Origin of the sequence: Aeromonas dhakensis, from assembly GCF_000820305.1 — a bacterium.
Classification (GTDB): domain Bacteria; phylum Pseudomonadota; class Gammaproteobacteria; order Enterobacterales; family Aeromonadaceae; genus Aeromonas; species Aeromonas dhakensis.
Genome location: NZ_CDBH01000072.1, coordinates 15,897 through 32,791 on the forward strand (window position 1 = coordinate 15,897; position 16,895 = coordinate 32,791).

Below are 16,895 nucleotides of genomic sequence, written 5' to 3' on the forward strand. Positions count from 1 at the left end.
CGGCAGTTGCCGGGCGTTTTTTATGGGAGCCGTGCGGGGAGAACGTCTGGCTCAGATGCCGGAGCCGTCGCTCTCGCCACCTTCCTCATGCAGGCCGCACTCGCGCTTGAGGCCGAAGAAGCGGGTCTGCTCCTCGCTCATGCCGGGCTCCCACTTGGCGGTGGTGTGCACATCGCCCACCGACAGGTAGCCCTGCTCCCACAGGGGGTGGTAGGGGAGGTCGAACTCCTTGAAGTAGTAAAAGACGTCCTTGTTGCTCCAGTCGATGACCGGCAGGAACTTGAAGCGACCGCGCTGGATGGCCAGCACCGGCAGCTTGCCCCGGCTGCCGGATTGCTCCCGGCGCAGGCCAGAGAACCAGGTGCGGGCGCCCAGCTCGTTCAGGGCGCGGTCCATGGGCTCCACCTTGTTGAGCTGGTTGTAGCGGGTGATCCCCTCCACGCCCTGCTCCCACAGGAGGCCGAAGCGGGCCTCCTGCCAGGCCGGGCTGAGTTCGGCCCGGTAGATCTTGAGGTTGAGGGCGAGACGCTCGGTCAGCTCGTCGATGAAACGGTAGGTCTCGGGGAAGAGATAACCGGTGTCGGTCAGCACCACCGGCACATCGGCCCGCTCGCGGCTCACCAGGTGCAGCATCAGCGCCGCCTGGATGCCGAAACTCGACGACAGTACATGCTCCCCCGGCAGGTTGGCCAGGGCCCAGCGCACCCGCTCGGGGGCGCTCATGGCGTCCAGCTCCCGGTTGAGGGGAACCAGCGCCTCGACCTGCTCCTCCCGGCCCAGGGCTAGCAGGGCGTCGAGGTCGAGCCGACCGTCGGCGGTGCGCGCCAGCCGGGCTGTATCAGTCTGTTCAGGCTGCATAGAAGTCCCTCGCGGAGTCGATGACCGGGGCTATGATCCCGGCGCGAATGACGAAGTCGCCGAAGCACTCGCCTGGGTTGCGATCCTTGGCCCAACGGCCGATCAGGGCGTCCAGCTCGGCCAGGATCTGCGGCTCGGTGATGTTCTCCAGGTGCAGGCGCGGGATGCGGGTCCCCTCGAGGTTGCCACCCAGGTGCAGGTTGTAGCGCCCCGGCGCCTTGCCCACCAGTCCCACCTCCGCCAGCATGGCGCGGCCGCAGCCGTTGGGGCAGCCGGTGACACGGAAGATGATGGCGTCATCCGCCAGACCGTGCTTGGTCAGCAGCCCCTCGATGTCGGTGACAAACGCCGGCAGCATGCGCTCGGCCTCGGCCATCGCCAGCGGGCAGGTAGGCAGGGCCACGCAGGCCATGGACTGCTTGCGCTGCTCGCTCACGCCGTCATCCAGCAGACCGTACTGGCGCGCCAGCGCTTCGATGCGGGCCTTCTCGCCGGCCGGGACGCCCGCGATGATGAGGTTCTGGTTGGCGGTGAGACGGAAATCCCCCTGATGTACCTTGGCGATCTCCAGCATGCCGCTCTTGAGGGGCTTGCCCGGGAAGTCCAGCAGGCGGCCGTTCTCGATGAACAGGGTCAGATGGTGCTTGCCGTCGATCCCCTCTACCCAACCGAAGCGATCGCCACGGCTGGTGAACTCATAGGGGCGTACCGGTCCGAACTGGATGCCGGCGCGGCTCTCCACCTCGGCCTTGAAGGCCTCGACCCCCACCCGTTCAAGGGTGTACTTGGTCTTGGCGTTCTTGCGGTTGACCCGGTTGCCCCAGTCGCGCTGGGTGCTGACCACGGCGGCCGCCACTTCCAGCACGTGGGAGAGGGGCACGAAGCCGAAATCGCTCGCCTTGCGCGGGTAGGTGCTGGTGTCGCCGTGGGTCATGGCCAGCCCCCCGCCCACCAGCACATTGAAGCCCACCAGCTTGCCACCTTCGGCGATGGCCACGAAGTTGAGATCGTTGGCGTGGATGTCCACATCGTTGTGGGGCGGGATGACCACGGTCGTCTTGAACTTGCGCGGCAGGTAGTTGGAACCCAGGATCGGCTCCTCGTCATCCCCCAGCTTCTCGCCGTCCAGCCAGATCTCCACGTAGGCGCGGGTCTTGGGCAGCAGGTGCTCGGAGATCTTCTTGGCCCACTCGTAGGCCTCCTGATGCAGTTCGGACTCCACCGGATTGCTGGTGCAGAGCACGTTGCGGTTCACGTCGCCGGCGGTGGCTATGCTGTCGATGCCGGTGCTGTTCAGTGTCTGGTGCATCAGCTTGATGTCGCGCTTGAGCACACCGTGGAACTGGAAGGTCTGGCGGGTGGTCAGGCGGATGCTGCCGTACAGGCTGTGTTCCTCGGCGAACTTGTCGATCACCAGCCACTGGGCCGGGGTGATGATGCCGCCGGGCAGGCGGGCACGCAGCATGACGTTGTGCAGGGGCTCCAGCTTCTGGGCGGCGCGCTCGGGGCGAATGTCGCGGTCATCCTGCTGATACATGCCGTGGAAGCGGATCAGCTGGAAGTTGTCGCCGTTGAAGCCGCCAGTGAGCGGGTCCTTGAGATCCTGCTCTATGGTGCCGCGCAGAAAGTTGCTCTCGCGTTTCAGACGTTCGTTGTCGGCCAGCGGTCCTTCCACCGGTCCTGCTTTTTGGTGAGAGAGAGGTTGTTTGCTCATCAATAGACATCCCTTTGATAACGTTTGGCACGACGCAATTCGCTCAGATACTCTTCTGCTTCCTCACGGCTCTTCTGGCCATGTTCGGCAATCACATCCAGCAGGGCTTCCTGCACATCCTTCGCCATGTGGTTGGCGTCGCCGCACACATAGAAGTGAGCGCCTGCTTCCAGCCACTGGTAGAGCTCGAGCCCTGCCTCGCGCAGGCGGTCCTGCACATAAATCTTGTTGGCCTGATCCCGGCTGAAGGCGAGGGAGATCTTCGACAGCAGGCCCGACTTCACATAACGCTGCCACTCCACCTGATAGAGGAAATCCTGGGTAAAGTGCGGATTGCCGAAGAAGAGCCAGTTCTTGCCCTCCGCTCCTTGCGCTTCCCGCTCCTGCAGGAAGGCCCGGAAGGGGGCTATGCCGGTGCCAGGGCCCACCATGATGACGGGGGTATCGGGGTTTTGCGGCAGGCGGAAGTTGTCGTTGTGCTCCACGAATACCCGCACCTCGGCATCTTCCGGCAGACGGTCCGCCAGATAGGAGGAGGCGGCGCCGCTGCGCACTGTGCCATCTTCCTGCGGGTAGCGCACCACGCCGACAGTCAGGTGCACTTCTTCCTCCACCTCGCTCTGGCTGGAGGCGATGGAGTAGAGGCGCGGAGTGAGCGGGCGCAGCAGGCCCAGCAGCTGTTCGGCTGTGAGCGCGGTCGGGAAGCGTTTCAGAACATCCACCACCTGGGCGCTGGCCACCAGGGCGTTGACCTGGGCCTTGTCACCGGCCAGATCTTTGAGGGCTGCGTTGTCCGAGGTCTCTGCCAAGCCGGTGATAAAGCCGCCGTGCAAGCGGGTCAGCTCCAACTCGCGGCTGAGCACTTCGCGCAGGCTGCCGCGAGCGGTGGCCTCGTCGCCGGAGAGATGAGCCAGCGCCAAGACCTCACCGACCAGGTCGGCATCGTTGTCAAACCAGATGCCCAGCGCATCCCCCGGCTGGTAGCGGATGCCGGACTCTTCGAGGCTGATCTCGATGTGGCGGATATCCTTGGTCGAGTCGCGACCGGTGATCTTCTGGTTGACCGAGAGCCTGGCCGGGAAGGGGTTCTCCTTGCTGTACTGGCTGTGGCCGACAGCCTGTTGGACCGCGCTGGCGATGCTGCTGCCGGTGGGACCGGCAGAGAGGGTGGCGGCGATGGCGTTGAGCGCCTGTTCGCCCCATGCCTTGGCGGCATCCTGATAATCCACGTCCAGGCTGGCGAGTTCATGCACCCGATCGGCGCCGGCCTTGGTCAGCAGGCTGTCAAAGTCCTTGCCGGTCTGGCAGAAGAACTCATAGGAGCTGTCACCCAGCCCCAGCACGGCGAACTTGAGCCCTTCCAGCTTGCCAACCTTGCCCTTCTTGAGCTGCTCGTACAGATCGACCGCGCTCTCCGGCGGTTCACCCTCCCCGTAAGTGCTCACTACCACCAGCAGGTGGGTCTCTTTCTTGAGCTGCTTGGGTTTGTAGTCCGCCATGGAGGTAAGGGTCACCGGCAGGCCACGGGCCTCGGCCTGCGCCTTGATGGCACTGGCCACGCCCTTGGCGTTGCCGGTCTGGGAGCCGTAGAGAATGGTCAGATTGCCGCTGGGGGCGGCGGCTGCCCCGGTCACGGCCGGCTGGCTGCCCGCCTGGGAGAGACCGTAGAGATAACCGCTCACCCAGGCCAGTTGCTGGGTATTGAGGGTCGATAGCGCCTGGCTCAGCTGTCGCTGCTGCTCGTCAGAGAGGGGAGTCAGGTTGGTCAGGGAGTCCTTCAATTGCATCACACACGTCTTCCATGGTCTGATTTTTGGTCAGGTTAAGGGGTGTGATGGATAACAACAAAGAATAAAAATGTCTTTTTTATTCTATTACTGCATTAAAAAGGCGATGGAGAGGGTGGCAAGGCGACTCAGGTCGACAGGGTTCTCATGGTATAAAGGGCGATGAATGAGCCCGTATTACCCACACAGGAAGCGTGAATGTCGATCATCAGCTTGTTTCATGTCAATGCCTTCAGCCGGCACCCCTTTGGCGGCAACCCGGCGGTGGTGGCGCTGGGGCCGAGTCAGCCGGATGCCACCCTGCTGGCCATGGCGGCCGAGTTCAACCAGTCGGAGACCGCCTTTCTGGTGCCTTTGGGCCGGGCCCGCTACCAGCTGCGCTGGTTCACCCCCGAGCTGGAAGTGGATCTCTGCGGTCACGGCACCCTGGCGGCGGCCCACGTGCTGTGGCAGACGGGAGCGGTGGCAGAGGAGGAGGTCATTGGCTTCGAGACCCGCAGCGGCGAGCTGCTGGCCCGGTGCGAAGGGGCGTGGATCTGGCTCGATTTCCCGCGCATTGCCCCGGCGCCGCTCGAGCTGGATCCAGCCTATGCGGCGGCGGTCGGTTGTCAGCCGCTGCAAACCCTGGCGGCCGGTGCCAAGTTCTTGCTGGAGCTGGCCTGCGAGGAGGAGGTCCGCGCGCTCAGCCCAGATTTTCAGGCCCTGCGCGCGCAGCCAGGGCGCGGCCTGATGGTGACTGCGCCTTCGCGCGATCCGGACCATGACTTCGTCTCCCGCTACTTCGCCCCCTGGGTCGGGGTGGATGAGGATCCGGTGACTGGCTCCAACCACTGCGCCCTGGTGCCCTTCTGGGCCGAACGGCTCGGCAAACAGCAACTGCGGGCCCGCCAGATCTCGGCCAGGGGCGGTGAGCTGCGGCTTGAATTGAAGGGAGATCGGGTGCTGATGGCCGGTCAGGCCGTCACCCTGTGGCAGGGGGAGTGGCTGCTGCCACCTGCCTCATAAGCGCGAGACTAACGGTGGCTTGAGTGTTCGCCAGCGGTTTGTGTCCACCATAAAAAACGCCCCGCAGTGGCGGGGCGTTTTGATTGTCATGGACGGCAGCGTTCTACCACGGCCTTACTTCTGCGGACGCAGAGCCGGGAACAGGATGACGTCGCGGATGGTGTGGCTGTTGGTGAACAGCATCACCAGACGGTCGATACCGATACCCTGACCGGCAGTCGGCGGCAGACCGTGTTCCAGCGCGGTGACGAAGTCGGCGTCGTAGAACATGGCTTCGTCATCACCGGCGGCTTTCTGGTCAACCTGAGCCTGGAAGCGCTCGGCCTGATCTTCCGCATCGTTCAGCTCGGAGAAGCCGTTGGCCAGCTCGCGGCCGCCGATGAAGAATTCGAAGCGGTCGGTGACGTCCGGGTTCTGGTCGTTGCGACGGGCCAGCGGAGAAACGGCGGCCGGGTACTCGGTGATGAAGGTCGGTTGCAGCAGCATGTGCTCCACGGTCTCTTCGAAGATCGCGGTGATCACGTGGCCCAGTTCCCAGCTCTTCATCAGCTCGATGTGCAGGCGCTTGGCGACGGCGGTGGCCTTCTCCAGGGTCGCCAGATCGTCGCGGGTCACATCCGGGTTGTACTTGAGGATGGAGTCAACCATGGAGAGGCGCTGGAACGGCTGACCGAAATCGATGGTCAGGCCCTCTTCGCCCTCTTTGGCGTAACGGATCTTGGTGTCGCCCAGGATGTCCTGCGCCAGGGTGCGCAGCATCTCTTCGGTAAGATCCATCAGATCGATGTAGTCGGCGTAGGCCATATAGAACTCGAGCATGGTGAACTCGGGGTTATGGCGAACGGAGATACCTTCGTTACGGAAGTTGCGGTTGATCTCATAGACACGCTCGAAGCCACCGACCACCAGACGCTTCAGATAGAGTTCCGGAGCGATACGCAGGTACATGTCGATGTCCAGCGCATTGTGGTGGGTGATGAACGGACGGGCAGAAGCGCCACCCGGGATGACCTGCATCATGGGGGTTTCCACTTCCATGAAGCGCTTGTCATTCAGGAACTTGCGGATACCGGCCACGACCTTGGTACGGGTCACGAAGGTCTTGCGGGACTCTTCGTTGGCGATCAGATCCAGGTAACGCTGACGGCAGCGGGCTTCCTGGTCGGTCAGACCTTTGTGCTTCTCGGGCAGCGGGCGCAGGGCCTTGGTCAGCAGGCGAATGTCGGAGACGTGAACGGAGAGTTCGCCTGTGTTGGTGCGGAACAGGGTACCTTCGACACCCACGATATCGCCCAGATCCCACTTCTTGAACTGCTCGTTGTAGAAGCCTTCCGGCAGGTCGTCACGGGTGACGTAGACCTGGATCTTGCCTGCCATGTCCTGCAGGGTGGCGAAAGACGCCTTGCCCATGATCCGGCGGGTCATGATGCGACCGGCAATCTTCACCCGTTTACCCAGTGCGGCCAGCTCGTCGGCGCTCTTGTCGCCAAACTCGGCGTGCAGATCGCCGGAGAGGTGGTCACGACGGAAGTCGTTGGGGAAGGGGTTGCCCTGGGCGCGCAAGGCGGCCAGCTTGGAACGACGCTCCTGCATCTCGTTGTTCAGTTCGAGAGTTTGGTCGACTTCCGGAGTGGTGGTTTGTTCAGACATGGTGATTCCTGCTGTTCTGTTTTTTTACAGGCCTGACTTCAGGCTAGCTTCGATAAACTTGTCCAGATCGCCGTCGAGTACCGCCTGGGTATTGCGGGTTTCGACGCCGGTACGTAGATCCTTGATGCGCGCATCATCCAGCACATAGGAACGGATCTGGCTGCCCCAGCCGATGTCGGACTTGGTCTCTTCGAGGGCTTGCTTCTCGGCATTCTGCTTCTGAATTTCCAGCTCATAGAGCTTGGCCTTCAGCTGCTTCATACACTGATCTTTGTTTTTGTGCTGGGAACGATCGTTCTGGCACTGTACCACGACCCCAGTGGGAATGTGGGTAATACGTACCGCGGATTCGGTCCGGTTGACGTGCTGACCACCGGCGCCGGAGGCTCGGTAGACGTCGATGCGCAGGTCGGCCGGGTTGATCTCGATGTCGATGTCATCGTCGATCTCTGGGTAGACGAACACGGAGCAGAACGAGGTGTGGCGACGACCGCCGGAATCGAACGGCGATTTGCGCACCAGGCGGTGCACGCCGGTCTCGGTGCGCAGCCAGCCGAAGGCGTACTCACCGGTGAACTTGATGGTGGCGGACTTGATGCCGGCCACGTCGCCTTCGGAGCATTCAATCAGCTCGGGCTTGTAGCCGTGGGCATCGCCCCAGCGCAGGTACATGCGCAGCACCATGTTGGCCCAGTCCTGGGCCTCGGTACCACCGGAGCCGGACTGGATGTCGATGTAGCAGTCGGAGGGATCGTGCTGACCGGAGAACATGCGGCGGAACTCGAGATCCACCAGCTTGGACTCCAGCACGTCGGCTTCGGCCACGGCTTCATTGAAGGTATCTTCGTCTTCGCCTTCCACGGCCAGCTCGACCAGCATGGCCACGTCGTCAGCACCCTGGGTCAGGGTGTCGATGGTGCCGACCACGTTTTCCAGCGCGACGCGCTCCTTGCCCAGCGCCTGTGCGCGCTCGGGTTCATTCCAGACGTCCGGCTGTTCCAGCTCGGCGTTGACCTCTTCTAGACGCTCTTTCTTGGCGTCATAGTCAAAGGTACCCCCTAAGCAGCTCGGTCCTCTCAGACAGCTCCTTAAGCTTGTTTAATACAGGATTGACTTCAAACATCGTGAAAACTCTCGGGGTCGATGTGATTTAAAAACGGGATATTCTAGCCAATTGTGGAAGGAATAAACAGGGTCGGCTGTCCTTGTGCGTGCCCGGTAGTCAATTTCTGGTGCAGTTTTCCCCAACTCGGTGGAAAATATCGCCCACCGCCCCATTTTCCGGTTCAGTTTTGTGCCGACGGGTCGTTAATAACTACGCAGTGCTGTGCACTTTTTGGGAAATCCTGTTCCTGACCTCCATAAGAAGAACGCATGATGAAAAATCTATCACTCAAGCAGAAGATACTGTTGTCAGTGGTCATCGCCCTCTCGCTGGTGATCCTGCTGCTCTCCTGGCAGAGCTATACCAGCCAGAAGTCCCTGTTGCTGCAAGGCAGTCAGGAACAGGTGCAACGCCTCGGCAACCAGCAGGCCGCCAGCGTCAGTGACTGGCTCGCGGCCCGTCGCGACGTCATTCAGGCGCTCGGCAACAAGGCCGGTGCCGAACCCCTCAACGCCCTGCAACAGGCGCAAGTCTCCGGCCGCTTCCAGCTCACCTACTTTGGCGAGAGCAGCGGCAAGATGAACGACTCCGATCCCTCCATCAATCGTGACGGCTACGATCCCCGCTCCCGCGGCTGGTATCAGGAGGCGATGGGCAAGGGTGGCATGATCGTCACCAAGCCTTACCTTGACGTGGCCTACAACATCATGGTGGTGACCCTGGCCCAGCCGGCGCAGGGCGGCGTGGTCGGCGGCGACCTCTCCATCGCCTCCCTGGTGGAAGACGTCACCAAGATGAAGCTGCCGGCCGACGGTTTCGCCATCATGATGCACAAGGACGGCACCGTCATCGCCTACAAGGACGCGGCCAAGGCGATGAAACCGGCCACCGAGATCGACAACGATCTGACCAATGCCCTGATCGAACAGAGCAAGACCAGCAACAGCCTGGTGCCGGCCTACTTCGACGGCGAAGGGCGCGACAAGCTGCTGTGGGCGGTGGATATCCCAGACACCGACTGGGAGCTGGTGCTGGTGCTGGACAAGGAGACCCTGGAGGCGCCGCTCTCTTCCCTGCTGATGACCCAGCTCGGCCTGGCCCTGCTGGTGCTGGTAGGCAGCATCCTCGCCATCTCCTGGCTGGTCAGCCTGCTGTTGGGGCCCCTTGGCAAGGTCTCCCAGGCCCTGGCCCGCATCGCCGACGGTAACGGCGATCTGACCCAGCGCATCAAGATCGACACCAACGACGAGGTGGGTCAGCTGGCCAACAGCTTCAACCGCTTCGTCGGCAGCCAGCACCAGCTGATCGGCAACATCCGTCAGCTGGCCAACGAGCTGAACGCCGATGCCGAGCGCAGTCTGGTGACCAACCAGGCCGCCGTGGACGAGTTGCAGCGCCAGCAGCAGGAGGTGACCATGGTCGCCACCGCGGTTACCGAGATGGCGAGCGCCACCATGGAGATCGCCGGCAACGCCGAGAACACCGCCGCCGCGGCCCAGCAGTCCGCCCAGAGCAGTGAGCAGGGCAAGATGTTGGTGAACCAGACCCGTCAGTCCATCAACGGTCTGGCCGAGGAAGTGGGGCAGGCGACCGAGGTGATCGGCGAGCTGAGCCGCCACGCCCAGGCCATCTCCGGCATCCTCTCCACCATTCAGGGCATCGCCGAGCAGACCAACCTGCTGGCGCTGAACGCGGCCATCGAAGCGGCCCGCGCCGGTGAACAGGGTCGCGGTTTCGCGGTGGTGGCGGATGAGGTGCGGGTGCTGTCGCGCCGCACCCAGGACTCAACCCAGGAGATCCAGTCCACCATCGAGACCCTGCAGCAGACCACGGCCCGTGCGGTGAGCCTGATGCAGACCAGTCAGGGGCTGGCGGACAACAGCGTGAAAGACGCCGATGCCGCTGCCGCTGCGCTCGAAGAGATCACCCAGGCAGTCAGCCTCATCTCCGACATGGCGGGCCAGATCGCCACGGCCGCCGAGGAGCAGACCCAGGTGACCGGCGAGATCACCCAGAATACCACCGCCATCAAGGATGTGAGTGACGAGATCACCGCCGCCGCCATGCGCGATCTGGATCAGGCCGAGAGTCTCAAGGGGCGGGCCACCGACCTGAACAAGCAGGTCTCGACCTTTATCCTGTAAGTGCTTGAACGCGGCGAACACGGCCGCCATGACCAAGCCCCGCACTCTGCCGAGTGCGGGGCTTTTTGTTTATGGGTCTCGCCACGGCTATCCATGAAGGAAGTGGTGCAGAGAAGCTGGCGAGCAGAAATGGCAGAGCCCACCAGGGGGTGGGCTCTGTTCATATACGTCTGACGGGAAATGAATTACAGGAAGGGCAGTGCCAGGAACAGCTTGATCACCATGGCGTTGATGATGTCGATGAAGAAGGCGCCCACCATGGGCACTACCAGAAACGCCAGGTGGGAGGGACCGAAGCGCTGGGTGATGGCTTGCATGTTGGCGATGGCGGTGGGGGTGGCCCCCAGACCAAAGCCGCAGTGGCCCGCTGCCAGCACGGCCGCATCATAGTTGCGGCCCATCACCCGGAAGGTGACGAAGATGGCGTAGAGCGCCATGGCCACGGTCTGGGCCGCCAGCAGGATGAAGATGGGCAGCGCCAGGTTGGCCAGATCCCACAGTCGCAGGCTCATCAGCGCCATCGCCAGGAACAGCGACAGACTGACGTTGCCGAGCAGGGAGACTTCGCGGTCGCTCACCTCGTGCCAGTTGAGCAGGGTCAGCACGTTGCGCAGCAGCACGCCGACGAACAGCACGCAGACGAACACCGGCAGCTCGAAGGCGCCGCCCTTGAGGTAGGCGGAGAGCATCTCGCCCCCCTTCAGGCTGATGGCGATCAGCGCCAGGGTCTCGATCAGGCTGAAGGTGGTGAGCGGGCGCTCCATGTCCGGCATCTCGAAGCCTTGCGGCGCGTCGTCCCGGTTGTGCTCCTCGCCGGGCACCTGCACCTTCTTCACCAGATAGCGGGCCACCGGACCACCGATCAGGCCCCCCAGCACCAGGCCGAAGGTGGCACAGGCGATGGCAAGCTCGGCGGCGGATTGCACCCCGTACTTCTCGGTGAAGGTGGCACCCCAGGCCGCCCCGGTACCGTGGCCACCGGAGAGGGTGATGGAGCCGGCCAGCAGTCCCATGTGGGGATCCAGACCGAGCAGGGTGGCCAGACCCACCCCCAGGCTGTTCTGCACCAGCAGCAGGCCGGTGACCACCAGCAGGAAGGTGAGCACCGCCTTGCCGCCGCGCTTGAGACTGGCGAGATCGGCGGAGAGACCGATGGAGGCGAAGAACGCCAGCATCAGCGGGGTTTGCAGGCTGGTATCGAACTGCAGCTCCATCTGCAGGGTGGCGCGCAGCAGCAGCAGCACCAGGGCAACCACCAGGCCGCCGGCAACCGGTTTGGGGATGTTGAAGGTGCGCAGCAGCCCGACTCGGGTCACCAGCAGACGACCGAGCAGCAACACCAGGGTGGCTGCGACCAGGGTGGCGTAGGAATCAAGTTGTAGCATTCAGTACTCCCATGTTGATTGGCTGTGTCTTTCGTTGATGCAGACTCACAGATTCAGCCGGGATAAAAACAGTGTGGCTCAGGTGCCAACAAAGAAGGGGCGACATGCCCCCGCCCCACGTAAGAATGGGACCGGTGCGGGCCTGAATTGATCAGGCATCCAGATGAGATTTATGAAAAATCGAGCGGATAGTAGCAAAAAACACCACTTATATCCACATTTGTCAGATAAATGGTCGCTCATTGTGTTTGTTGTGAAATTTAACACTATCGGGTTAGTTGCGGTGCAAGCCGGGGTGAGGGCTATTTCCTGGCTGTCATTTGGGGCGCCAGTCCCTATAATTCGGCGGTTTTTGGCCCGCGGACGGCACTGGTGGGATGTGAGCCTGCGGCCTGGCGCGCTATCATGTGCGGGCTTTCGGCCCATGGCGAATGCGGCAGGCAGTCGATGCCACCGTTTCGTCCCGTTTGAGCCACGATTCGCGGCTGTTGTGCCCATCAAAGAGGAGAGGGTGTGAAGAAGTCCATCTATATCGCCTACACAGGCGGCACCATAGGGATGCAGCGTTCCGACCACGGCTATGTGCCGATGGCGGGCTTCATGGAAGACTGTCTGGCGCGGATGCCCGAGTTCCATCGTCCCGAGATGCCGGATTACCATATTCACGAATATGCGCCCCTCATCGACTCTTCCGACATGACGCCGGCGGACTGGCAGCGCATCGCCGAGGACATTCGTGACAACTACGAGAAATACGACGGTTTCGTCATCCTGCACGGCACCGACACCATGTCGTTCACCGCCTCGGCGCTCTCCTTCATGCTCGAGGATCTGCACAAGCCGGTGATCATCACCGGCTCCCAGATCCCGCTGGCGGAGCTGCGCTCCGATGGTCAGCAGAACCTGCTCAACGCCCTCTACATCGCGGCCAACTACCCGATCCACGAGGTGACGCTGTTCTTCAACAACCAGCTCTATCGCGGCAACCGCAGCAAGAAGGTGCACGCCGACGGCTTCCACGCCTTCGATTCGCCCAACTACCCGCCGCTGCTCAATGCCGGCATCGCCATCTCGCTGGAGGCAGGCGAGCTGGGCGTGCCGTCCGAGCGGCCGTTGGTGCTGCACGACATCACCCCCCAGCCCATCGGTGTGGTGACCCTCTATCCCGGCATCTCGGCCGAGGTGATTGCGAACATCCTGCAGCAGCCGGTGCGGGCGCTGATCCTGCTCTCGTTCGGGGTGGGCAATGCGCCGCAGAATCCGGCCATGCTGGCGCTGCTCTCCGAGGCATCGGCCCGTGGCGTCATCATCGTCAACCTGAGCCAGTGTCTGCACGGCAAGGTCAACATGGGGGGCTATGCCACCGGCAACGCCCTGTCGCGGGCCGGGGTCATCTCGGGCTTCGACATGACCGCCGAGGCGGCGCTGACCAAGCTGCACTTCCTGCTGAGCCAGGATCTGCCGGCGCCGCGCATCCGCGAGCTGATGCAGCAGTCCCTGCGGGGTGAGCTGACCCCCTGAGAAACTGTCCACGACCTTACTGCGAAGCCGTGATCAAGGCTCATGTGCTGCTCGGAATCCTCATGTATGCGTATACACTCCGGTTCCTGCGCTGCTCTTCACCTTGTTGACGTCTTCTCGCGACAGGTTGTGAACAGCTTCTGACCTCCCTACCATGGGGGGATAGGGGATAGATCGAGGTGGCGAGGTTTGCCATGAAGATCGCCGGCAGGTGGCCCGCTTACGGTTCGCAGCTGCGAGCCTGCTCCCTTCTCCCCTGGCGGGAGAAGGGCCGGGGATGAGGGGTATCACTCTGCAGAGATAAAAAAGAGGGGAGCCATAATGGCTCCCCTCTTTCGTTCCGTTACCGCGATAGGTGACGTGCGGCCTACCTCAGTGGCTGAGGTCGACCCGCACTATCTCTTCCTCGTCGCGATACTGACGCTTGAGCTCGCTCTTGCTCTTCATCACGATCTCGCCGTCACGGCCGATGTTCATGTGCTCAGGGTTCTCAAGGTGCATCGCCTGCCAGGCCATTACCGCCTGCAACGACGTGGCCTTCTGTTCGTCGGTGAGCGGTTTGCCATCGGGCCACTTGCCGAGCTCGACCGCCGTCTTGAGGCGTTCGTACACCTCTGCGGGCATCTGCCTGATTGCTTGCAAAAACTCACCTTGTTGAAACGACATCCGGCCTTCTCCTTGCACATTGAGCCATGACGAATCGGGATCAGACCGGCAGATCCTGGCGAACTGCGCCAGCCATCTGCTCCATCACCCGCACTACCTGACAACTGTACCCGAACTCGTTGTCATACCATACGTAGAGCACGCAGTGATCCCCCTCGGCGATGGTGGCCTGGGAGTCGACGATGCCCGCAAAGCGGGAGCCCACCATGTCGGAGGAGACCAGCTCGGTGCTGGCGCTGAAGTCTATCTGGCGATGCAGGGCGGAGCTCAGCGCCATCTGCTGCAGATAGGCGTTGAGGCTCTCCCGATCGGTGGTCTGTTCCAGCGAAAGGTTGATGATGGCTAGCGACACGTTGGGTGTAGGCACCCGGATGGCGTTGCCGGTCAGCTTGCCCTTGAGCTCGGGCAGCGCCTTGGCCACCGCCTTGGCGGCGCCGGTGCTGGTCATCACCATGTTGAGGGCCGCGCTGCGACCGCGTCGCTCGCCCTTGTGATAGTTGTCGATGAGGTTCTGGTCGTTGGTGTAGGAGTGGACCGTCTCCACGTGACCGTGGCGGATACCGTACTTGTCCTGCATCACCTTGAGCACAGGGGTGATGGCGTTGGTGGTGCAGGAGGCGGCGGAGATGATCTTGTCATCCGGGCCTATTACCTCGTGGTTGACCCCGAACACCACGTTCTTCATCTCCCCCTTGCCGGGAGCGGTCAGCAGCACCCGGGCGGCGCCGCGCGCCTTGAGGTGCTCGGACAGACCCGCCTCGTCACGCCAGACGCCGGTGTTGTCGACGATCAGCGCATCGTGAATGCCGTAGGCGGTGTAGTCGATGTCGGCCGGGCTGTTCGCATAGATAACCTGGATGAAGGTGCCATTGGCGATGATGGCGCTGCGTTCCACATCCACTTCGATGGAGCCGTTGAAGGGGCCGTGTACCGAGTCACGGCGCAGCAGGCTGGCACGCTTCTCCAGATCCCCGTCGCGACCGCCACGCACCACGATGGCACGCAGCCGCAGGGAGTTGGCGGCGCCGGTGCGCTCGATCAGCAACCGGGCCAGCAGACGGCCGATGCGGCCGAAGCCGTACAGCACCACGTCGGTCGGAGCCGGTACGCCGCGACCCAGGGCCGGTGCCAGCTTGGCACGCAGGTAGTCGTCGATGCCGGCGTCATCCTGGTGATCCTGCCAGTAACCCACGGCCAGCTTGCCCAGATCGATCTCGGCGGCGGTCGGGTTCAGGGCCAGGATGGCTTGCAGCAGGGGAAAGCTCTGTTGGATCGGGAGGGGGGCTCCCTGGTGGCGGCGAACGACCCGGTGGGCCTTGAGGATATCGATGGTGGAGGCGTTTTGCAGCGGGCGTCCGAAGATGGTGATCTCGATCCCTTGCTGACGGTAGAGGCGACCGATCAGGGGTTGCATGGCTTCGGCGAGCTCCTGGCTCTCCTGCCACGCCTGCAGATAGTGCTCGTGGGTCATTAACCAGATCCTTTATTTCACGTTGTTGGGGCAAATAGAAATTCGTCGAATGCAGATCAGTGTAGGGGTGTATATTTCGTTATATTATTCTGCAGTCGCGGCCTTATACGGCGCGCGCATTGTAATGGATATGTAACCGGTTTGCTAGCCGTAGGTGGCCGCTCGAGGCTCCCGTTGTTATCAACCTGCGTTTTCAACAAGATGTGAGCCATGGCCAATTTGCCCCTGCGACAGACCTTCATCATGCTTTCCGTCGGCCTTGCCGTTGCGGGCTGCAATGACGACCGGATCCACAATATTTGCAGCAACCATCCCGAGCTCTGTCAGGATCTGGTAGACGATGGCTGGTGCCGCTACGAGCGTACCGACATCATTCGCAGCCGCTTCTATCTCAAGGAGGAGGGGACGGATCGGCGCAAGTATGAGCTGATGCGCAACCTGGAGCGCTACCTCAAATGTGCCGAACGCTCCACCAACATCGAGTACAAGAATGCCCGCGAGCAGAAGAGCCCGCGGGTGGAGGGGATGCTGGCGGCCGGCGACCAGCTGGCCCAGCTCGATGCCGCCACCCGCAACGCCAAGGATCCCTATCTGCTGCTCTGGCACTGGACCAACAACACCAACGAGCTGGCCCGCCAGCAGTTTCTGGCGCTGGAGGGGCAGCCCGCGCTGGAGGAGCCCGAACTGCAGCTGGCGCTCGGGGGCATCTATGCCAAGCGCGAGCCGCAAAAGGCCATCGCGCTGATGCAGCACGCCCTCTCTCTCTACCGGGAAGGGGATCAGGTGAACGGCCGCATCCTCACTTCCCTCAGCACCCTCTACATGGGCCAGAAGGAGTACGGGCAGGCCTATCTGTGGGGCAAGGTGAGCGAGTCGTTCCAGAACGCCGCCGAGGTGTCGGCCAGCCGTTTCAGCCTCTACCACTCCCTGAGCAAACAACAGCAGGAGGGTCTGGACAGCCAGGCCGCCATCCTGGTCGAACAGCTGAAAAGCGGAACCTATCGTCCCTGAGTCCTGATGAACCACATTGAACCTCTGGCCAGCGACTGGCCGCACCCCTTCGACATCCGGCTCACCCACGGCCGGGTCAATACGGATGGCCGCCAGCTGGAGCGGGTCACAGTCCGGGCCATCGTGCTGCGTGGCGACCAGCTGCTGCTGGTGCACTCCAGTGTCAACGGCGATCTCATGTTTCCCGGTGGCGGCATCGAGCACGGGGAGTGCCACAACACGGCCCTGGCCCGCGAGCTGCGCGAAGAGTGTGGCGCCGAGCTGGTGGCGGTCGGCGCCCTGCTCGGGCAGACGCGGGAGTACCGTCCGGCCCGCGAGACCGACTACGACGCCTACTGTATCCGTTCCTTCTACTACCTCTGTCAGGTGGGGGAGAACTGGAGCGAGCCGCGGCCCCAGCCCTACGAGATCAGGCTCGGCTTCACGCCGGGCTGGTTCGAGCTGGCCGAGGCGCTGCAGACCAACAAGACCCAGCTGGCGGGCTCCTGCCCCCAGTGGACGGCGCGGGAGACCCGGGTGCTGGCCGAACTGCAGCACTGGCACGGTGCCGGCCTGCTGGGCTGAGCACTTTCACTGCA

13 protein-coding genes are annotated in these 16,895 nt (G+C 62.7%); 5 read left to right on the top strand and 8 right to left on the bottom strand.

Annotated elements, in window-relative coordinates:
- Positions 1–51: 51 nt before the first annotated feature.
- Genes BN1143_RS21205 through BN1143_RS21215 form a run of 3 tightly spaced genes read right to left on the bottom strand, consistent with a single transcriptional unit; the run spans position 52 to position 4,359 of the window.
- A complete protein-coding gene (locus tag BN1143_RS21205) occupies positions 52–858 on the bottom strand; it encodes a phosphoadenylyl-sulfate reductase (RefSeq protein WP_024941470.1) in 807 nt (268 codons plus the stop codon).
- Positions 848–2,572, bottom strand: a complete 1,725-nt coding sequence (gene cysI, locus BN1143_RS21210; protein WP_042052125.1) for an assimilatory sulfite reductase (NADPH) hemoprotein subunit — start codon at positions 2,570–2,572, stop codon at positions 848–850. Before cysI ends, BN1143_RS21205 begins: the two co-directional genes overlap by 11 nt.
- Positions 2,572–4,359, bottom strand: a complete 1,788-nt coding sequence (locus tag BN1143_RS21215) for an assimilatory sulfite reductase (NADPH) flavoprotein subunit (protein ID WP_042052127.1) — start codon at positions 4,357–4,359, stop codon at positions 2,572–2,574. The genes cysI and BN1143_RS21215 overlap by 1 nt, the downstream gene beginning before the upstream one ends.
- A 198-nt stretch (positions 4,360–4,557) precedes the next feature.
- On the opposite strand from BN1143_RS21215, the gene BN1143_RS21220 reads away from it, so the two are divergent.
- Positions 4,558–5,364 carry a PhzF family phenazine biosynthesis protein gene (locus BN1143_RS21220; protein ID WP_042052129.1) on the top strand — a complete coding sequence of 269 codons (807 nt, stop codon included), beginning with the start codon at positions 4,558–4,560 and terminating at the stop codon, positions 5,362–5,364.
- Positions 5,365–5,478: 114 nt separating this feature from the next.
- Here the strand turns inward: BN1143_RS21220 and lysS are convergent, their stop codons facing one another.
- Together lysS and prfB are read right to left on the bottom strand one after the other, a co-directional pair.
- Positions 5,479–7,014, bottom strand: coding sequence for a lysine--tRNA ligase (lysS, locus tag BN1143_RS21225; protein ID WP_005297982.1), 1,536 nt, complete (start codon positions 7,012–7,014; stop codon positions 5,479–5,481).
- A gap of 24 nt (positions 7,015–7,038) precedes the next feature.
- Positions 7,039–8,137, bottom strand: a protein-coding gene (gene prfB / locus BN1143_RS21230; protein ID WP_099358782.1) for a peptide chain release factor 2 whose coding sequence is annotated in 2 segments (ribosomal slippage) — positions 7,039–8,061 and positions 8,063–8,137 — 1,098 coding nt in all. Because the reading frame shifts where the segments join, the coding sequence is not laid out codon by codon here.
- A gap of 254 nt (positions 8,138–8,391) precedes the next feature.
- Between prfB and BN1143_RS21235 the strand changes: the two genes are divergently transcribed.
- The gene (locus BN1143_RS21235) at positions 8,392–10,263 is read left to right on the top strand and encodes a methyl-accepting chemotaxis protein (RefSeq protein ID WP_017780299.1); all 1,872 of its coding nucleotides are present in this window, start codon (positions 8,392–8,394) and stop codon (positions 10,261–10,263) included.
- 185 nt (positions 10,264–10,448) lie between these two features.
- On the opposite strand, the gene gltS is transcribed toward BN1143_RS21235, so the two are convergent.
- On the bottom strand, positions 10,449–11,648 hold the full coding sequence (gene gltS, locus BN1143_RS21240) for a sodium/glutamate symporter (protein ID WP_017780300.1): 1,200 nt from the start codon (positions 11,646–11,648) through the stop codon (positions 10,449–10,451).
- Positions 11,649–12,161: 513 nt separating this feature from the next.
- Between gltS and ansA the strand changes: the two genes are divergently transcribed.
- The gene (ansA, locus tag BN1143_RS21245) at positions 12,162–13,169 is read left to right on the top strand and encodes an asparaginase (RefSeq protein ID WP_005297986.1); all 1,008 of its coding nucleotides are present in this window, start codon (positions 12,162–12,164) and stop codon (positions 13,167–13,169) included.
- A gap of 372 nt (positions 13,170–13,541) precedes the next feature.
- On the opposite strand, the gene BN1143_RS21250 is transcribed toward ansA, so the two are convergent.
- Entirely contained in the window at positions 13,542–13,835 is a 294-nt protein-coding gene (locus BN1143_RS21250; RefSeq protein ID WP_010633068.1) for a YeaC family protein, read from the bottom strand.
- A 40-nt stretch (positions 13,836–13,875) separates the two neighbouring features.
- Positions 13,876–15,306 carry a glyceraldehyde-3-phosphate dehydrogenase gene (locus BN1143_RS21255; RefSeq protein WP_017766724.1) on the bottom strand — a complete coding sequence of 477 codons (1,431 nt, stop codon included), beginning with the start codon at positions 15,304–15,306 and terminating at the stop codon, positions 13,876–13,878.
- Positions 15,307–15,516: 210 nt separating this feature from the next.
- Here BN1143_RS21255 and BN1143_RS21260 point away from each other — a divergent pair, with 210 nt between their 5' ends.
- Positions 15,517–16,317: a DUF2989 domain-containing protein gene (locus tag BN1143_RS21260; protein ID WP_017766725.1), complete on the top strand. Its 801-nt coding sequence runs from the start codon at positions 15,517–15,519 to the stop codon at positions 16,315–16,317.
- Positions 16,318–16,323: 6 nt separating this feature from the next.
- Complete coding sequence (locus BN1143_RS21265) at positions 16,324–16,881, top strand: NUDIX domain-containing protein (protein WP_042052132.1); 558 nt, start codon at positions 16,324–16,326, stop codon at positions 16,879–16,881.
- Positions 16,882–16,895: the final 14 nt, after the last annotated feature.